The organism is Chromobacterium fluminis, from assembly GCF_011602385.1.
Lineage (GTDB): Bacteria > Pseudomonadota > Gammaproteobacteria > Burkholderiales > Chromobacteriaceae > Chromobacterium > Chromobacterium fluminis.
In genome coordinates this window covers 264,462-280,527 of the sequence record NZ_JAAOMA010000001.1, presented here as the reverse complement: position 1 = coordinate 280,527, position 16,066 = coordinate 264,462, and the positions used below count along the sequence as shown (strand labels likewise).

The window sequence follows — 16,066 nt, the reverse complement described above, 5'->3', positions numbered from 1 at the left end:
GTTTAGTCGGGTTCCCGCAGCATGGATGGCGGCAGTGTCGCTTGCATCGCGCGCGCGATCAACAGGAAATCGGCGCGGCCGATTTCCAGGTGGCCGAAGCGGAAGGCGTAGCCCCAGCGCGCCGGATCCGCGATAAAGGCCAATTGGCCGAGCAGCGGCCGGATTTCGGCGTCCTCGGCCGGCCAGAACGCGATGTTCCGCCGGTAGGGCTCGAAATCGGCGCTGACCCGGAACGGGTAGACCCGGTCGTCCGCCGCCTGGCCGACGGCGGTGAAGCGCTGGCAGGGCTCGCGCCCTTCCAGGCTGAGCACCGGCGAGTAATAGATCAGGCCGTCGCCGGCCGCCATCCGCTTCAGCGGCGCGGCCTTGCCGTGGCAGAGCTGGGCGAAGCCGCCGGCCAGCCCGCGCCGCACATGGTCGCGGCTGGCCACGCCTATCCAGTAGCGTCGGCTCATGCGGCGCTGTGCAGGCCGATCAGATTGCCGTCCAGGTCGGAAAACAGCGCGATATGCCCCCAGGTTTCCGGCAGGCGGGTCTTGGGCTGCACCACGATGCCGCCGGCGGTTTTGACCCGTTCCAGCGTGGCGTCGAGATCGGCGCCGCCATCCAGATAGACGCGCACGCCGTCTACATGGGGACGGGCTTGAGGGCAGCTCAGCAGCGCTCCGCCGCAACTGTCGTTGGTTTTGGGAAACAGCGCCATGCGGGCGTTGTCGAAGCTCTCCTCGAGCAGCGCCACCTGCAATACCTGCTGATAGAAGGCGACGGCGCGCTCGAATTGGAGCACGGGAATTTCAAACCAGTGTAGAACGGGGGACATGGCACACTCCTTGAAGGGGTTTTTAGCGATCCGGCCGCGAGCGTTGCTGCGCCGCGTTCAACAGGGCGGAGGCGGCGTCGCGGCCATGGAAGGCAGTGTGCGGCCCCCCTGCTGACAGCGTGTTGTCAGCAGACGCTCCGCGTCGGCGATTTTTTTTGTTTGGGCAATGCCACTGGTGGTTGGGCCGGCAAAAACCGCTCGGCCGGACACGACCCGGTCACGAGGATGTGGCAAACTGCCAGACTGTTTCCCGGCGCGCCGGGACGGCTGTTTTTTTAATCGACCGCAGGAGGAATAAGAAGTGGAAACCTTACTGCAGTTTCTGGGCTTCAACGGGTCTGGTCTGCTGCAAACCTTGCTCAGCCTGTTGACGGCTTTTATCTTGGGCTCGGCCATAGGCTACGAGCGCCAGTTCCGTCAGCGCACCGCTGGCCTGCGCACCAATACCCTGGTGGCGGTGGGCGCGGCGGCCTTTGTCGACATGGCGCTGCAGCTGGACGGCACCGGCGGCGCGGCGCGGGTGGCGTCCTACGTGGTGTCCGGCGTTGGTTTTCTCGGCGCCGGCACCATCATGAAAGAGGGCTTGAACGTGCGCGGTTTGAACACCGCCGCCACCTTGTGGGGTTCGGCCGCAGTCGGCGCCAGCGCCGGCGCGGGTCAGATTCCGCAGGCTTTTCTGATCACGCTGTTCGTGCTGGCCAGCAACACCTTGTTGCGCCCGGTGGTGAACTCGATCAACCGCAAGCCCATCGACGACGAAACCAGCGAAGTCACGTACCAGTTGTGCGTGATCTCCAGCCGTTCCGGCCAGAAGCACGCGATGGCCTTGCTCAGCGACCTGTTGGAGGAGTCCAAGTATCCGGTGGGAGATCTGGACGTGGAGCCCTTCGGCGACGATGAGGTGGAGATGACCGCCACCTTGTTGTCCACCTCGGTGGAGTGGGAGGAGCTGGAGGAGATCGCCGCCAAGCTGGTGGCCCAGCCTTTCATCAGTCAGGCGTATTGGAATCCCAGTACTTCGGAGTGAGAAGGATGGGGAAAGATCACGCCCTGGGCCGCTTATCGGTCCAGGGCGTTTTTTATGGGCGGGAGAAGCTGTTCAAAGTCTCGCGAGCAAGAGCGAGACAAGGCGAAAACCGCTGAGAAAGCGGAATGTACGCGTGGCACATGAGCATTCCGAAGCGGGTTTCACCTCCTTAATCTATCCATCCCGCTGACGCGCAGCGGGCTTTGAACCGCTTTTTAACCTTCCGCCAGCGCCGCCATCACCTTGGCCGACAGCGCCTGCGGCTGCGCGGTGACGCGCAGCAGGTGGCGTACCGCCGGGTGCGGCGGGCGGTGCACGGCGATGCCGTCGGACAGAAGCTGGCGATGGATGGCCTCGCTGCTGGCGGCGTCGCGATAGGCGATGCAGACGAAGTTGGTGTGCGAGGGCATCACCACGAGGTCGCGCGCGCGCAAGGCGTCGGACAGTTTGTCGCGCAGATGGATGGTGGCGGCGATCAGCTGACGGGAATAGTCGGGATCGTCCAGCACGATTTGCGCCGCCAGTTGGGCGAAGCTGGACAGCGCAAATTGCGGCCGAATCTGGTCCGCCTTGGCGACGATGTGTTGCGGACCTATGGCGTAGCCCACCCGCAGGCCGGCCAGCGCATAGGCCTTGGACAGCGTGCGTAGTCGCAGCGTGTTGGGCAGCGCGCCCTGAGGCGGCGCGTCCTGCGCGTCCACGCAGAAATCGACATAGGCCTCGTCCAGGAGCAACAGCGTGGACGAAGGCAGGGTCTCGCGCAGCGCCAGGATGTCGTCCGCGCTCCAGTAGTGACCGCTGGGATTGTCCGGGTTGGCGAGATAGAGCACGGCGGCGCGCTCGGCGCGGGCCACTTCCGCCAGCCGCGGCAGATCGGCCTGCAGCCGGTCTCCTTGTTGCTGGTAGGGCACTTCCAAAATGCGCGCGCCCACGCCTTCGGCGAAATAGCGGAAGGTGGGATAAGTGCCGGCGGTGCACACCACCGCGTCACCGACATTACAGGCCAGGCGCAGCGCCAGCAGGATCAGGCTGTCGGCGCCGGTGTCGAACAGCACCTGGCTCGGGTCCACGCGGTTGTGGGCGGCTGCGCGCTGGCGCAGCCCGTGCGCGTAGGGGTCCGGGTAGAGCCGGGCCAGCTCCGTCATCATCTCGCCGAACTCCGCCGTCAGCGGAGAGGCCGGCTTGGCCATGCTTTCATTGGAGCCGATGCGCGCGCCGATGCGGTGACCCAACGCCGCTTCCAGCTTGGCGATGCCGGGGAAGGGGTTGACGATGGTGTGATGTTCCAGGTGACGGGCAAAGTGGGACATCGGCGGCTCCTTTATCTGCAGATACAGCCTTTGAGTGTAAAGGATATGACTGATGTGCAGGAAACCGCGTGGGAATATCAATATGTCTTCGGCATTTTCCGCTATCGCCGCACCGCCCGGAAGCGCGGCGGGAACCGTCAGCGAGAGGCGGGAGAGGCGGATTCTACCGCGGCGCGAGGGGAGGAGGCGTCGGCCTTGACCGCGGGTTTGGCGGCGGGCGCGGCGGCGGCAGGTTTGGCTGCGGGGGCGGGCAAATACAGCGGGCCTTTGAAGCCGCAGGCGGCCAGGAACAGGGTCAGGCTTGCACAAGCCAGCAAGGTGCGCATACGAATGAGTTCCAATGTGGCAAAATCCCGATACTAGCAAAGCTGCGGCGCGCCGTGTGATTACGTTGCGCCCGGCGCTCAAGGTCTGAGCCGCGCCAAGACGGCGTCCAGGCCGTCATTCAACGGGAAAGCGCAATGAACGAAACCGAATTTCTGCGGTACACCGACGCCATCTTCACGCGCATCGAAGCCGCCATCGACGACAATGATCTGGACGCCGACTACCTGGTGTCCGGCAATGTGCTGGACATCGAGTTCAGCGACGGCGCCAAGATCATCGTCAACCGCCACACCGCCAACCAGGAACTGTGGATAGCGGCCAAGAGCGGCGGCTACCACTTCGCCTTTCGCGACGGCCGCTGGATCGCCGCTCGCGACGGCTCGGAATTTTTCTCCACCCTCAGCGCCGCCATCGCCGCCGCCTGCGGCGAAACCATAGAGTTTGATGAATGAGCCACTTGGTGTGGCTGGGGCTGGGCGGGTTGGCGGTGTCGGCTTTCACTTCGTCTACTATTCTGCCTGGTAATTCCGAACTGGCGCTGTCCGCTTTTCTGTACAAATGGCCGGACTGGCTGTGGCTGGCCCTGCTGGTGGCCACGGTGGCCAATACCGCCGGCAGCGTCACTAGCCTGTGGCTGGGGCGGCTGGCGCCGCGCAAGGAGCTGCCGCCGCGGCTGGCCGGCTGGTTCCAGCGCTTCGGCCCGGCGGTGCTGGCCCTGTCCTGGTTGCCGGTGGTCGGCGACGCCATTCCGCTGGCCGCCGGCTGGCTGCGTCTGCCCTGGTGGTCCAGCATTTTGTGGCTGACCCTGGGCAAGGCGGCGCGCTATCTGGCTTTGGCCTGGGGCGTGCTGCTGTTGTCGAGTTGAGAAGGCATGAACAAGGCAATAAAAAAGGACATGCGGGAGCATGTCCTTTTTCGTATAAAGCGCGCGGAATCAGCAGCCTTGCTTCAGCGCCAGTTCCAGGCTCTTGTTGTAATGCTGAGCCGCCAGTTCTTCCTTGCCGGTGGCTTCGAACAGCCGCGCCAGCTCGGCGTGGGCGCACAGCGTCGGCGAGATCGAAGCGCTTGCCTCCAGATAGCTTTGAGCCTTGCCCCACAGCTGCTGGCACAAGGCCAGCCGGCCCAGCGCCATTAGCAGCCAGTGGTCGCGCGGGCGTTTTTTCAGCCAGTTTTCCGCGGTTTTCAGCAGCTCCAGGCGTTTGTCCTCGCTCAGGTGCTCGGCCAGCTTGCCCAGCTCGCGGGACAGCTCCGGGGTGTCGTGATCGTCGTTGGCCAGAGCGCCGGCCAGCAAGGTGGCGGCGTAGTCGTAGTCCTGCAGCATGATCAGCCGCGCCACCACTTGGTCCATCAGTTGCGGGTTGCTGCGTTCTGCTTCCGGGATGCGGCGCAGCCAGTCGCGGATTTCCTGGCCGCCCAGCAGGGTTACCAGCTGTTGCTGATAGGCGGCCAAACGATAGCGCCGCGCCTGTTCCGGCTCCAGCGCGTCGGCCTTGAGCAGTTTCTCGGTCAGCGTCAGCACCGCCTCCGGCTGTTTCTGCAGCAAGCGGACCTTCAATTCCAGCCGCAAGGCGTTGGTCAGATTGGGCGACAGCGCGCGCGCGCGTTCGATGGCGGCCAAGGCGCCCAGCGGGTCCTTGGCTTCCAGCTTCAATTCGGCGTCCAACATATGGCGCGCCAGCTGCAGCCGCGGCGGCATCGCGTCCAGTTGCGCTAGATAGCCGTCGCGCTTGTCCAGATCGCCGGCGGCGCCGGCGGAACGGGCGGCGATCAGCAGCGCCAACGCCTTGTTTTCCGGCGAGTACTCGTTGTCCAGCGACTTGCTGGCTTCGCGCTCGGCTTTCTGGAAGCGGCCTTCAAAATAGGAGATGCCGGCTTCGCGCAGCGCGTGGCGGGAGGCTTTCAGCTTTTTCTGGCGCTGGAAGCGGCGCACTTCCGCCGGCAGATTGGCGGCCACCGCCACCATGCGCAGCACTAGGTGCACCACGAAAATCAGCGCCACCACCGACACGATCAGCAGGTTGAACGACACTTCCATCCGATACGGCGGCAGAAACAGGATGGCGTAGCCGGTGTTCAGGGTGGCGGCCAGGCCGACCAGCACCGCGAGGGCAAACAGCCCGGTAATCCACAAGGCGAATTTCACGGTTTATTCTCCTGCCGCGCCTTGGGCGTCGCGCACCGATTTGAGGCTGGCGTTCATATCCGGCAGCGCCACGTCGAGTGGCGCGCTTTCCAGTTCGCCCAGCGTGCCCAGCCATTGGGTGACGGCCGGCGCGTCGCGGTCGAAGTAGCGCTGCACATAGCTGCGCGCGGCGACGATGTCGGCGGCGAAGGTCTTGCCGTCGCGCTGGATCAGCGCCAGACGAGCGTCCAGCAGACGCATCTTCAAGTTTTCCCGCAAGAAGAAAGCTTGCTCCGGCGACAGCAACAGCGCTTCGGGCTTGTCCATGCGGCGGATGTGGATCAGCTCGCCCAGGCTCTTGCTGACGTCGGCCACCAAGCGTTCCCACAACGGCGCGCTGGCCGGCGTCGCGGCTTTGGCCTGCGGCTTCTGGCTGGCCAGGCGGTGGGCGTCCACCGCCAGCGGCAGGCTGTCGGCGGACAGCATCAGCCGGTCCAGCTTGACGGTGAGTCCGACGCTGTCCAGATAGGGCAGGGCCTTGAGTTTTTCCAGGTCGGTGGCCACCGCCTTTTTCACGCCGATCAATTGCGGGCGGTCGAATTTGGCCAGGCGCGCGTCCACCATCTCCAGAGCGGACACGGCGGCCGGCACGTTGCCGGCCAGTTGCAGCTGCTGGCTGGCGATGGCCAGGGTGTGTTCCACCTCGGACAGCAGCCAGTCGGTGCGGTTCTTGGTCAGTTCCTGGTACATGCCGTTTAGGGTCGCGTACTGTCCGGCGGATTCGTTGACGCGGGCCTCCATCAGCGCCAGCCGGCCTTCGGTGGCGCGGTTGGCGCTGATCGCCTGCTCGGTCATCGCGCGCAGCTCCTTGGCGGATCCGCTGCCTTCGGCCAGCCGGCGCGCCAGTTCCTGGCGGGCGGCGGTCAGTTCCTGCTGGGTGCTGAAGTACTGCCAGCCGGACACGCCCAGCGCGGCGATGGCGATCAGCAAGGCCGGACTCAGCGATTTCTTGGACTCGGGTTTGGCGGTTTCGGTGATCTGGGATTCGCTCATGGGTGACGACAGAACCATTTTTTAAGGCCGGCGACCAGCGCGCTGTCTTCGGCCCGGGTTGTCATGATGCGCGTCGCGCCTTGCGCGGCGAGCCGGTCGGCCACGCGCGGATGCGGCACGCAATATAGCAGGCATTGTAACGTCCTGATTCGACTGGGGCCAGCGAGACGGAACAATTGCTCTACGATTTCGCCGGAAGTGACGATTACCGCGTCCGGCGGCGCGCGGTCGAAGGCCGCCCAGTCCGGCGCGCCGTCCAGCCGGCGGTAGATTTCGGCGAACTCCACCGCCGCGCCGCGCGCGGCCAGGCTTTGCGCCAGCAGCGGCCGGCCGCCGACGCCGCGCACGATCAGCACGCGCTGTCCGCGCATATCGGCCAGTTCGGGCAGGGCCAGCAAGGCTTCGCTGTCGCTGCCCTCGGCGGGGTGCAGTGCCGTTCGGCCGCTGAGCGCGGCCAGCTTGGCGGCGCTGGCGCGGCCGACGCAGACCAGCCGCTTGGCGGCGAGGTCCAGCGTTCGCAGCGCCGGCCAGGCCTGGTCTATGGCGCTGGGGCTGACGAAAATCAGGCAGTCGGCCGTCGCCGCTTGCCCAGGCAAAGCGGCCAGCGCGTCCGGTTCCGACGTGATTTCCATCAGCGGCAGATGGCCGGCGTCGAAGCCGGCTGCGACGAGCAGACGCAGCAGCTCGGCGCTTTGCGCCTGCGGACGGGCGACCAGGACGCGCGGCATCGTCGTCTCAGCGCGGGTCGGCCAGCACCGCCTCGATCAGCGGGCCGGCGCCGTCGTCCAGCAGCTTTTTGGCCACGGCGCGGCCCAGCGCGTCGGCGTAATCGGCCGGGGCGCTGGCGCTGGCGGTCAGCATCACGGAACCGTCCGGGCTGGCGACGAAGCCGCCCAGCGCCAGCGTGCCCTCGTTGAGGGTGGCGAAGGCGCCCAGTGGCACCTGGCAGCTGCCGCCCAGCTCGCGCGCCAGCGCGCGCTCGGCGCTGACACAGGCGTGGGTGGCGGCGTGGTTCAGCGGCGCGAGCAGCTGCATCAGGTCGGCGCGGTCGGCGCGGATCTCGATGCCCAGCGCGCCTTGGCCTGCGGCCGGCAGGCTTTCCGACGGCGGCAGCTCCTTGCGGATGCGCTCGGACAGGCCCAGGCGCTTGAGGCCGGCGGCGGCCAGGATGATGGCGTCGAATTCGCCGTCGTCCAACTTGCGCAGCCGCGTTTGCACGTTGCCGCGCAGCGGCTTGACCACCAGCCGCGGATAGCGGGCGCGGATCTGCGATTCGCGGCGCAGGCTGGAGGTGCCCACCACCGCGCCGTCCGGCAGCTCCGACAAGTCCGCGTAGCGGGCGGACACCAGAGCGTCGCGCGGGTCTTCGCGCTCGCAGATGGCGGCCAGCGCAAAGCCTTCCGGCAGCACCATTGGCACGTCCTTGATCGAATGCACGGCCAGGTCGGCGCGGCCTTCGGCCAGCGCCACTTCCAGCTCTTTGACGAACAGGCCTTTGCCGCCGATTTTGGACAGGGTCTTGTCCAGAATCTGGTCGCCCTGGGTGGTCATGCCCAGGATGTCCACGCTGAGGTGGGGGTAGAGCGCTTGCAGCCGGGCCTGGATGTGTTCGGCCTGCCACATGGCCAGCCGGCTCTCGCGGCTGGCGATGACGATTTTGTCCATGAAAACCGGTTTCCGATTGGGCTATGTGCTGGGATGGCGGGCATTCTAGCATGCCCGCCCGACGCGCAGCGCCGCGGCATTGTCCAGGCGGGGGCGTAAAGCTTGATGTTGCGCAATGCGCACTCAGGTCAATATCTAACCGGTTAAATGACAGTAGTGTTGCCACTACAGCGGTAAGCCTGCTTATGATGTTTTGCATGCGAAACGAATCGTCTGAAGTCAGCGCAGCCGGCGGCCGCGCCGACTTGAGCCGATTCAAAACTAGGAGCGGTCACGGCCGCGGCCGCCCGTCACCATCAAGGAATACCGAATGAGCGATTTAGACAAGGACTTGCCGTTGCGCGCCGATCTGGCGCGCCTGGACCGCGCGCTGGCCGAAGTGTTGAGCGAACAGGCCGGCCCCGAGGTCTACGCCGAGGTGCGCGCCATCGCCGGCCGCAGCGCGGAGGAACGCAGCCAGCCCTTGGCGGCGGAATTGAGCCCGGCGGCGGCGATGGCGCTGGTGCGCGCCTGCGGCCTGTACGCCCAGCTGTTCAATATCGCCGAGGACCTGCACCATGTGCGCCGCCGCCGCGCCCACCGGCAGGCCGGTTCCGCGCCGCAGCAGGGCAGCCTGTCGCGCGCGCTGGGCAAGCTGAAGGCCGACGGCGTCAGCATCGCCATGCTGGCCGATACCCTGCGCGACGCCTATGTCGGCGCCATCCTCACCGCCCACCCCACCGAGGTGCAGCGCCAGAGCGTGCTGGACGGCCACCGCGCGGTGCGCCGTTTCCTGGGCAAGCTGGCGGCGGCGGACCTGACGCCGGAAGAAGAAGAGGAACTGGAGGCCAAACTCAAGCGCGTGATCGTCGCCTTGTGGCAGACCTCGGAAATCCGCCACTTCAAGCTGGCGGTCAAGGACGAGATCGAAAACGGCGTCGCCTACCACCCGCTGACCTTCTTTCAGGCCTTGCCGGCGCTATACCAGCGCCTGGATCGGCAGATCGAGGCCATCTGGGGCCAGACCACGCCGCTGCCGTCCTTCATCCGCGTCGGTAGCTGGATAGGCGGCGACCGCGACGGCAACCCCAATGTCGACGCCGTGGTGCTGCGCCACGCGGTGACGCGCCAGGCGCAAGTGGCGTTTGAACATTATCTGTACGAACTGGCGGCGCTGTACCGCGAGCTGTCGCTGTCGCAGCGCCTGGTCGGCGTCAGTCCGGCCCTGGTGGGCTTGGCGGCGCTGACCCCGGACCAGGAGGAGAGCCGCCGCGAGGAGCCGTACCGGCGCGCGCTGGCGGCGATGGAGGCGCGGGTGTTGGCCACCGGCCTGAAGCTGGGCGCAAGCCTGAGCGGCCGTTGGCCGGCGGGCAGGCCTTATGCCGACCAGGCCGAATTCCAGGCCGACCTCGCCGTGCTGGACGCCTCGCTGCGCGAACACGGCAGCGCGGCGCTGGCCGACGGCCGGCTGGCGGAACTGATCCGCGCGGTGGATGTGTTCGGCTTCTTCCTGATGCCGCTGGACCTGCGCCAGTTCGCCGGCAGCCACGAGGCGGTGGTGGGCGAGTTGTTCGCCCGCGCCGGGCTGGAGGAGTTCGCGGCGCTGGACGAGGCGGCGCGCAGCCGGGTGCTGCTGCGCGAGCTGGCCACGCCGCGGCTGCTGTATTCGCCCTATCTGGACTACAGCGCCGAGGCGGAGAAGGAGCTGGCCATCTTCCGCGAGGCGGCCTTGATCCAGCGCCAGTTCGGCGCCGACGCCATCGGCCAGAGCATCATCTCCAACTGCGCCCAGGTCAGCGACATCCTGGCGCTGGCGCTGCTATTGAAGGAGGCCGGCATGATCCGGCTGGTGGACGGGCTGCCGCGCGCCAGCGTCAACCTGGTGCCGCTGTTCGAAACCATCGCCGATCTGGACCGCAGCGCCCAGGTGATGACGGCGCTGTTCGCGCTGCCGTGGTATCAGCAGTTGCTCGACAGCCGCGGCCGCATGCAGGAGGTGATGCTGGGTTATTCCGACAGCAATAAGGACGGCGGTTATCTGACCAGCCAGTGGCAGCTCTACCAGGCGGAGAAGCGGCTGGTGCGCTGTTTCGCCGACGGCCGGGTCAAACTGCGGCTGTTCCACGGGTGCGGCGGCTCGGTGGGCCGCGGCGGCGGCCCCTCGTTCGAGGCCATCATGGCGCAGCCGGCCGGCAGCGTGGCCGGGCGCATCCGCATCACCGAGCAGGGCGAGGTGATCGCGTCCAAGTATTCGGACCCGGCCATCGGCGGCCGCAACCTGGAGGCTCTGGTGGCGGCGACGCTGGAAGCCAGCCTCAGCGGCTGCGCCAGCTGCGAGACCGACGAGACGGTGTTCGACGAGCTGTCGGACGCCGCCTACCGCGCCTATCGCGAACTGGTGGAAGCGCCGGGCTTCATGCAGTACTTCCTGGAGGCGACGCCGATCAACGCCATCGCCAAGCTCAACATCGGCAGCCGGCCGGCGTCGCGCAAAAGCCTGGCCTCGATCCAGGACCTGCGCGCCATTCCCTGGGTGTTCTCCTGGTCGCAATCGCGGGTGATGCTGCCCGGCTGGTTCGGTGTCGGCTCGGCGGTGCGCGCTTTTATCGAGCGTCACGGCGAAGCCGGACGCGCCCGTCTGCAAAGCCTGTACCGCAGCTCGCCGTTCTTCCAGGTGGTGCTGTCCAATATGGAGCAGGTGCTGGCCAAGGCCGATCTGGGCATCGCTCGCCGTTTCGCCGGCCTGGTGGAGGACCGCGCGCTGGCCGAGGCGCTGTTCGGCCGCATCCAGGCCGAGTGGCAGGCGACGCTGGACGCCTTCTACGCCATCACCGGCCAAAGCGCGCTGTTGGAGAAGAACCCGACACTGCATCGCAGCCTGGAAACGCGCTTGCCGTATCTGGACGCGCTGGGCCTGTTGCAGGCGGAATTGCTGAGCCGGCTGCGCCGCCAGCCGGACGACGCCGAGGCCTTGTATGCGATCCACCTGACCATCAACGGCACCTCGGCCGGCCTGCGCAACAGCGGCTGAGGCCCGACGCGGCGGCGGAGAGGCCCGACGCCGCGCTGCGCCGATGCGCTGCGGACTTTGAACGGGCCTCTCAGCCCTGGCGCAGCAGTTCCAGCAGCGCCGCGCCGTCCAGCCGCGCGCTGAGGTCGCCGCCGTCCAGCAAGCTGTCGGCCAGCTCGCGCTTGCTGGCGTGTAGCGCCACGATCTTTTCTTCTATGGTGTGCTGGGCCACCAGCCGGTACACCGTCACCGGTCGCTGCTGGCCCATACGGTAGGCGCGGTCGCTGGCCTGGTCTTCCACCGCTGGGTTCCACCAGGGGTCGAGGTGGATCACGTAGTCGGCGGCGGTCAGGTTGAGGCCGGTGCCGCCGGCTTTCAGGCTGATCAGGAACACCTCGCCTTCGCCGGCCTGGAAGGCATCCATGCGCGCCTTGCGTTGCGGGCCGGGCACCGCGCCGTCCAGGTATTGGTAGCGTATGCCTTGCTCGTCCAGCCAGCGGCGGACGATGGCGAGGTGATCGACGAACTGGCTGAACACCAGCGCCTTGTGACCGTTGTCCAGCAGTTCCAGCATCAGTTCGCGGAACAGCGTCTGCTTGGCGGAGGGCAGCGCGCTGTCCGGCTGGGTCAGCGTGGGGTGGCAGCAGAAGCGGCGCAGCCGGGTCAGCTCGGCCAGCACTTGCATCGCGCCGCCCTCGGCCTCGCCCGGCTGGCCCAGCTTGTCCAGCGCCTGCTGGCGCATCGCCTCATAGACTTCCATTTCCGCCTCGCTTAACGGGACGGCGCGGGTGATGTCGGTGCGCGGTGGCAGCTCGGTCAGCACCTGTTGCTTGGTGCGGCGCAGCAGATAGGGGCGGATCAGCGCTTTCAGCGCTTCGCGGGCGTCTTCGTCGCCATCGGCGATGGGCTGGGCGAAGCGCTGCTGGAATTTGTCCTCGTTGCCCAGCAGGCCGGGCGCGACGAAGCGGAACAGACTCCATAATTCGCCCAGATGGTTTTCCACCGGCGTGCCGCTGGCGGCCAGGCGGAAATCGGCATAGAGCCCGTGGGCGGCCTGGGCGCGCTGGCTGGCGGCGTTCTTGATCGCCTGCGCCTCGTCCAGCACCACGCTGGCCCAGCGCACCTCGGCGAAGGCGTCGGCGTCCCGCTGCAGCAGGCCGTAGCTGGCCACCACCAGATCGCCGGGGCCGGCGCTGTCCAGCCGGCGTTGTTGCTGGTAGGGCCGCAGCCGCAGGCCGGGCGCGAAGCGGGCCGCTTCGGCCAGCCAGTTTAGCGCCACCGAGGTGGGCGCCACCACCAGCTGCGGGCCGAGCGCGGCGCGGCTGAGCAAGAGCGCCAGCGTCTGCACCGTCTTGCCCAGGCCCATATCGTCGGCCAGGCAGGCGCCGGCGCCCCAGTGGGCCAGCCGCGCCAGCCAGTTGTAGCCTTGCTGCTGGTAAGGCCGCAGCGTGGCGCGCAGGGTGTCCGGTATTTCGGGTTCGAAGCTTTGCAGCGATTGCAGCCGCCGCCATTGTTCATTCCAGCCCGCGTCGCCGTCGAAAGCGCCGGCCTCGGCCGCCAGCTCGCCCAGCCGCGGCGCGGCCAGCGGGCTCAGGCGCAGGCCGCCGGGCGCGGCGTGGTCGGCCAGCAGCGTCAGCTGGCGCAGGCGGGCGGCGAGGGAGTCGGACAGTGCCAGCCAGTCGCCGTCGGACAGGCGCAGGTAGCGGCCGGACTGGCCGGCCAGCGCTTCCAGCAGATGGCGCAGCGCCAGGATGTTGCCGTCGTCCAGCCCCAGTTCGCCGTCCACTTCCAGCCAGCCGCCCTTGCGCTTGGCGCTCAGTTTCAGCTGCGGCAGGCCGACGCCGGCGCGGATGCGCTGGCGCTGGCCGGACGGCCATTCGCATTGCAGGGTGTCCGCGTCCAGCGTCTGCAGTTCGGCCAGCAGGTCCAAGGCCGTCTGCTGGCCGTCCACCGCCCATTCGTCGCCGTCGCGGCGCGCGGCGGCCAGCGTCGGGCAGGCGGCGTGGACCTGGCGCTGGCGAGCGCGTTCGGCGGGAAGGTCGCGCTTGAGCTGCAGCGCGATGCCGTCCGCGCTCACCACCAGGCCGGGCGCGCCGCGGCCGGGCGCGTACAGCGCGCTGGCCGGGTGCGGGCGCACTTTCAGTTGCAGCCGCAGGCCGGCCTCGTCCAGCCGCAGCAGCGCGCGCAGCGTGGCGTCGGCCGGCTGGCTGGGCAGGCTGTCGTCGAAGCTGGCGCTGACGTCGTGCAAGGGCAGCTCCGGCGCGATGTCGCGGATGGCGTCCAGCACTTTCTTGCGGGCGTGCCAGGGCAGGCTCAGGCTGTGGCCGAGCAGCGCGGCGATCTGGCGCACCTCCTCGTCCAGCCGGTAGACCGCGAGACGGTCCGGCGCCAGCTTGCGCCACAGCACGCCGGCGCAGGCGGCGATGCCGGGCGGGCTCAGCCGCAGGGAGATCTGTTCGCCCTGGCGCTCCAGTTCCAGCGCCACTTGGCCGGCCTCCACCCGCAGCGCCTGTTCCGGCGCGTCGGCCCAGTACAGCGCCGGGTGGCCGACCAGCAGCGGCAGCGCGGCCAGCGCGTCCAGCGCCGCGTGGCCGTCGGCGGCGATGTCGGCCTGCAAGGCGGCCAGCGCGCGCAGGATCAGCCTGTCCTGGCCGCCGAGCCAGTCCAGGCTGTCCTGTTCCGCCAGCAGTCTGGTGAGCGGCAGGCGCCGGCCGCGGCCGTAGCCGTCGGGGCCTCGCGTTTGCTCGCAGGGCTGCAGTTCCACGCCGGAGACTTCGACGCGCAGCCGCCAGGCCAGGCGGGTGGGGGGAGTGTGCATGCGAGAAGGCGCCGCCGCGCGGAGGCGGCGGCGTTCAGGCTTAGACGCGGCTCAGCGCGCGGGCTGCGGCGGCTAGGGTCTGCTCGATGATGTCGTCGCTGTGGGCGCTGGAGACGAAGCCGGCTTCGTAGGCGGACGGCGCCAGGTAGACGCCTTCGTCCAGCATCGCGTGGAAGAAGCGCTTAAAGCGTTCGATGTCGCAGCGGGTGGCTTCGGCGTAGGACTTGGGCGCGTGCTCGCTGAAGTAGAAGCCGAACATGCCGCCGACGCTGTCGCTGCTCATGGTCACGCCGGCCGCGCGCGCGGCGTCGGCCAGGCCCTGGGCCAGGCGCGCGGTGCGGCGGCCCAGCGTTTCATGGAAGCCCGGCTGCTGGATCAGCTTGAGGGTGGCGAGGCCGGCGGCCACCGACAGCGGATTGCCGGACAGGGTGCCGGCCTGGTAGACGTTGCCCAGCGGCGCGATGCAGGCCATGATGTCGGCGCGGCCGCCAAAGGCCGCCAGCGGCATGCCGCCGCCCACCACCTTGCCCAGCGTGGTCAGGTCCGGCTTGACGCCGTGCAGGCCCTGGGCGCAGTTCAGCGCCACGCGGAAACCGGTCATCACTTCGTCGTAGATCAGCACCGCGCCGTGTTGTTCGGTCAGGCTGCGCAGCGCCTGGACGAACTCGGCCGAGGGCTGAATCAAATTCATATTGCCGGCGATCGGCTCCAGGATCACGCAGGCGATCTGGCCGCCGATTTCGCGGAAGGTCTTTTCCAGCTGTTCAACGTCGTTGTACTGCAGCACCAGGGTGTGCTTAGTGCAGTCGGCCGGCACGCCGCCGGAGGACGGGTTGCCGAAGGTGAGCAGGCCGGAGCCGGCCTTGACCAGCAGGCTGTCGGAGTGGCCGTGGTAGCAGCCTTCGAATTTGACGATCAGATCGCGGCCGGTGAAGCCGCGCGCCAGGCGGATCGCCGACATGGTGGCCTCGGTGCCGGAGGACACCAGGCGCACTTGTTCGATCGAGGGCAGCAGCTTGCGGATTTCCTCGGCGATCAGCACCTCGCCCTCGGTGGGCGCGCCGAAGGACAGGCCGCCGACGGCCGCTTCCTGCACCGCGTTCACCACCTCCGGGTGGGCGTGGCCGACGATGGCCGGGCCCCAGGAGCCGACGTAGTCCAGATACTGTTTGTCGTCGGCGTCCCAGAAGTAGGCGCCTTCGGCGCGCTTGACGAAGCGCGGCGTGCCGCCGACCTGGCCGAAGGCGCGCACCGGCGAGTTGACGCCGCCGGGGATGGATTTCTTGCCACGTTCAAACAGTTCCAGATTGCGGGACATGTGCGTTTCCTTGTCGGGCGGCCGCGGCCGCGGGTGTGTTCGGTTGGGACGGGCGCGGAGCCCGCCGTCGGCCGCCATTTTAACCGAGGCCGGCGGTCGGAGGGTGTGGATAAGTCAAAGCTTGGGCGAGGCGCTGTGGATAAGCGGCGCGGGGCTACCAGCGGCTATAGGGGTTCTTGGACAGATAGGCGTTGGTGTAGCGGCCGTCCTCGGTGACTTCCTCGCCTATCCAGGCAGGCTGGTCGAATGAGGTGCTTTCATCCGGCAGTTCGATTTCCGCCAGCACCAGGCCGGCGTTATCGCCGAAAAATTCGTCCACTTCCCAGATGAAGCCGCCGTGCTCGATGCGGTGGCGCAGCTTGTCCACCACCATCGGGCACATCGCTCCCATGATGGTTTGCGCGTCGGCCAGCGGCACCGGGTACTCAAACTCGTGGCGGCTGACGTTGCTGATATTGCTTTTCAACGTCAGCCAGGCCTGATCGCCGACCACGCGCACGCGCACGGTGCGTTCCTTTTCCACCGACAGATAACCCTGGCGGTATTGCACGCCGGGGGCCAGGCCGCGCCAGGCATCGCCGACGACGATGAAGCGGCGTTCGATTTCCACAGCCATC

General features: G+C 67.7%; 15 protein-coding genes. 4 read left to right on the top strand and 11 right to left on the bottom strand.

Annotation, left to right across the window (positions count from 1 at the left end; translation table 11 throughout):
* Positions 1–2 precede the first annotated feature (2 nt).
* Both HA052_RS01335 and HA052_RS01330 read right to left on the bottom strand, forming a co-directional pair.
* Positions 3–455, bottom strand: coding sequence for an EVE domain-containing protein (locus tag HA052_RS01335; protein ID WP_166450485.1), 453 nt, complete (start codon positions 453–455; stop codon positions 3–5).
* On the bottom strand, positions 452–820 hold the full coding sequence (locus HA052_RS01330) for a VOC family protein (RefSeq protein WP_166450484.1): 369 nt from the start codon (positions 818–820) through the stop codon (positions 452–454). The genes HA052_RS01335 and HA052_RS01330 overlap by 4 nt, the downstream gene beginning before the upstream one ends.
* 301 nt (positions 821–1,121) lie before the next feature.
* On the opposite strand from HA052_RS01330, the gene HA052_RS01325 reads away from it, so the two are divergent.
* Positions 1,122–1,847: an MgtC/SapB family protein gene (locus tag HA052_RS01325; RefSeq protein WP_019103569.1), complete on the top strand. Its 726-nt coding sequence runs from the start codon at positions 1,122–1,124 to the stop codon at positions 1,845–1,847.
* A gap of 215 nt (positions 1,848–2,062) precedes the next feature.
* Here HA052_RS01325 and HA052_RS01320 read toward each other — a convergent pair whose 3' ends face one another.
* Together HA052_RS01320 and lptM are read right to left on the bottom strand one after the other, a co-directional pair.
* The gene (locus tag HA052_RS01320; protein ID WP_166450483.1) at positions 2,063–3,157 is read right to left on the bottom strand and encodes a pyridoxal phosphate-dependent aminotransferase; all 1,095 of its coding nucleotides are present in this window, start codon (positions 3,155–3,157) and stop codon (positions 2,063–2,065) included.
* Between the two features lie 137 nt (positions 3,158–3,294).
* Positions 3,295–3,483, bottom strand: a complete 189-nt coding sequence (gene lptM / locus HA052_RS01315; RefSeq protein WP_166450482.1) for an LPS translocon maturation chaperone LptM — start codon at positions 3,481–3,483, stop codon at positions 3,295–3,297.
* Between the two features lie 135 nt (positions 3,484–3,618).
* On the opposite strand from lptM, the gene cyaY reads away from it, so the two are divergent.
* Positions 3,619–3,936 (top strand): iron donor protein CyaY, encoded by a 318-nt coding sequence (gene cyaY / locus HA052_RS01310; protein WP_081548675.1) that lies wholly within the window; start codon positions 3,619–3,621, stop codon positions 3,934–3,936.
* Positions 3,933–4,349 carry a YqaA family protein gene (locus HA052_RS01305; protein WP_166450481.1) on the top strand — a complete coding sequence of 139 codons (417 nt, stop codon included), beginning with the start codon at positions 3,933–3,935 and terminating at the stop codon, positions 4,347–4,349. The genes cyaY and HA052_RS01305 overlap by 4 nt, the downstream gene beginning before the upstream one ends.
* Positions 4,350–4,418: 69 nt before the next feature.
* On the opposite strand, the gene HA052_RS01300 is transcribed toward HA052_RS01305, so the two are convergent.
* Genes HA052_RS01300 through hemC form a run of 4 tightly spaced genes read right to left on the bottom strand, consistent with a single transcriptional unit; the run spans position 4,419 to position 8,324 of the window.
* Positions 4,419–5,627 (bottom strand): heme biosynthesis protein HemY, encoded by a 1,209-nt coding sequence (locus tag HA052_RS01300; RefSeq protein WP_081548671.1) that lies wholly within the window; start codon positions 5,625–5,627, stop codon positions 4,419–4,421.
* A 3-nt stretch (positions 5,628–5,630) separates the two neighbouring features.
* Positions 5,631–6,659, bottom strand: a complete 1,029-nt coding sequence (locus tag HA052_RS01295; protein WP_166450480.1) for a uroporphyrinogen-III C-methyltransferase — start codon at positions 6,657–6,659, stop codon at positions 5,631–5,633.
* A complete protein-coding gene (locus HA052_RS01290; protein ID WP_166450479.1) occupies positions 6,656–7,387 on the bottom strand; it encodes a uroporphyrinogen-III synthase in 732 nt (243 codons plus the stop codon). The genes HA052_RS01295 and HA052_RS01290 overlap by 4 nt, the downstream gene beginning before the upstream one ends.
* 7 nt (positions 7,388–7,394) lie before the next feature.
* Positions 7,395–8,324, bottom strand: a complete 930-nt coding sequence (gene hemC / locus HA052_RS01285) for a hydroxymethylbilane synthase (RefSeq protein WP_081548665.1) — start codon at positions 8,322–8,324, stop codon at positions 7,395–7,397.
* A gap of 310 nt (positions 8,325–8,634) precedes the next feature.
* On the opposite strand from hemC, the gene ppc reads away from it, so the two are divergent.
* Entirely contained in the window at positions 8,635–11,334 is a 2,700-nt protein-coding gene (gene ppc / locus HA052_RS01280) for a phosphoenolpyruvate carboxylase (RefSeq protein WP_166450478.1), read from the top strand.
* A 70-nt stretch (positions 11,335–11,404) separates the two neighbouring features.
* Here ppc and HA052_RS01275 read toward each other — a convergent pair whose 3' ends face one another.
* The 3 genes from HA052_RS01275 to HA052_RS01265 all read right to left on the bottom strand — a co-directional run bounded on the left by HA052_RS01275 (position 11,405) and on the right by HA052_RS01265 (position 16,065).
* Positions 11,405–14,131: a DEAD/DEAH box helicase gene (locus HA052_RS01275; RefSeq protein WP_166450477.1), complete on the bottom strand. Its 2,727-nt coding sequence runs from the start codon at positions 14,129–14,131 to the stop codon at positions 11,405–11,407.
* A gap of 40 nt (positions 14,132–14,171) precedes the next feature.
* Positions 14,172–15,449, bottom strand: a complete 1,278-nt coding sequence (gene hemL / locus HA052_RS01270; RefSeq protein WP_166450476.1) for a glutamate-1-semialdehyde 2,1-aminomutase — start codon at positions 15,447–15,449, stop codon at positions 14,172–14,174.
* Positions 15,450–15,603: 154 nt separating this feature from the next.
* Positions 15,604–16,065 carry a CYTH domain-containing protein gene (locus HA052_RS01265; RefSeq protein ID WP_166450475.1) on the bottom strand — a complete coding sequence of 154 codons (462 nt, stop codon included), beginning with the start codon at positions 16,063–16,065 and terminating at the stop codon, positions 15,604–15,606.
* Position 16,066: the final 1 nt, after the last annotated feature.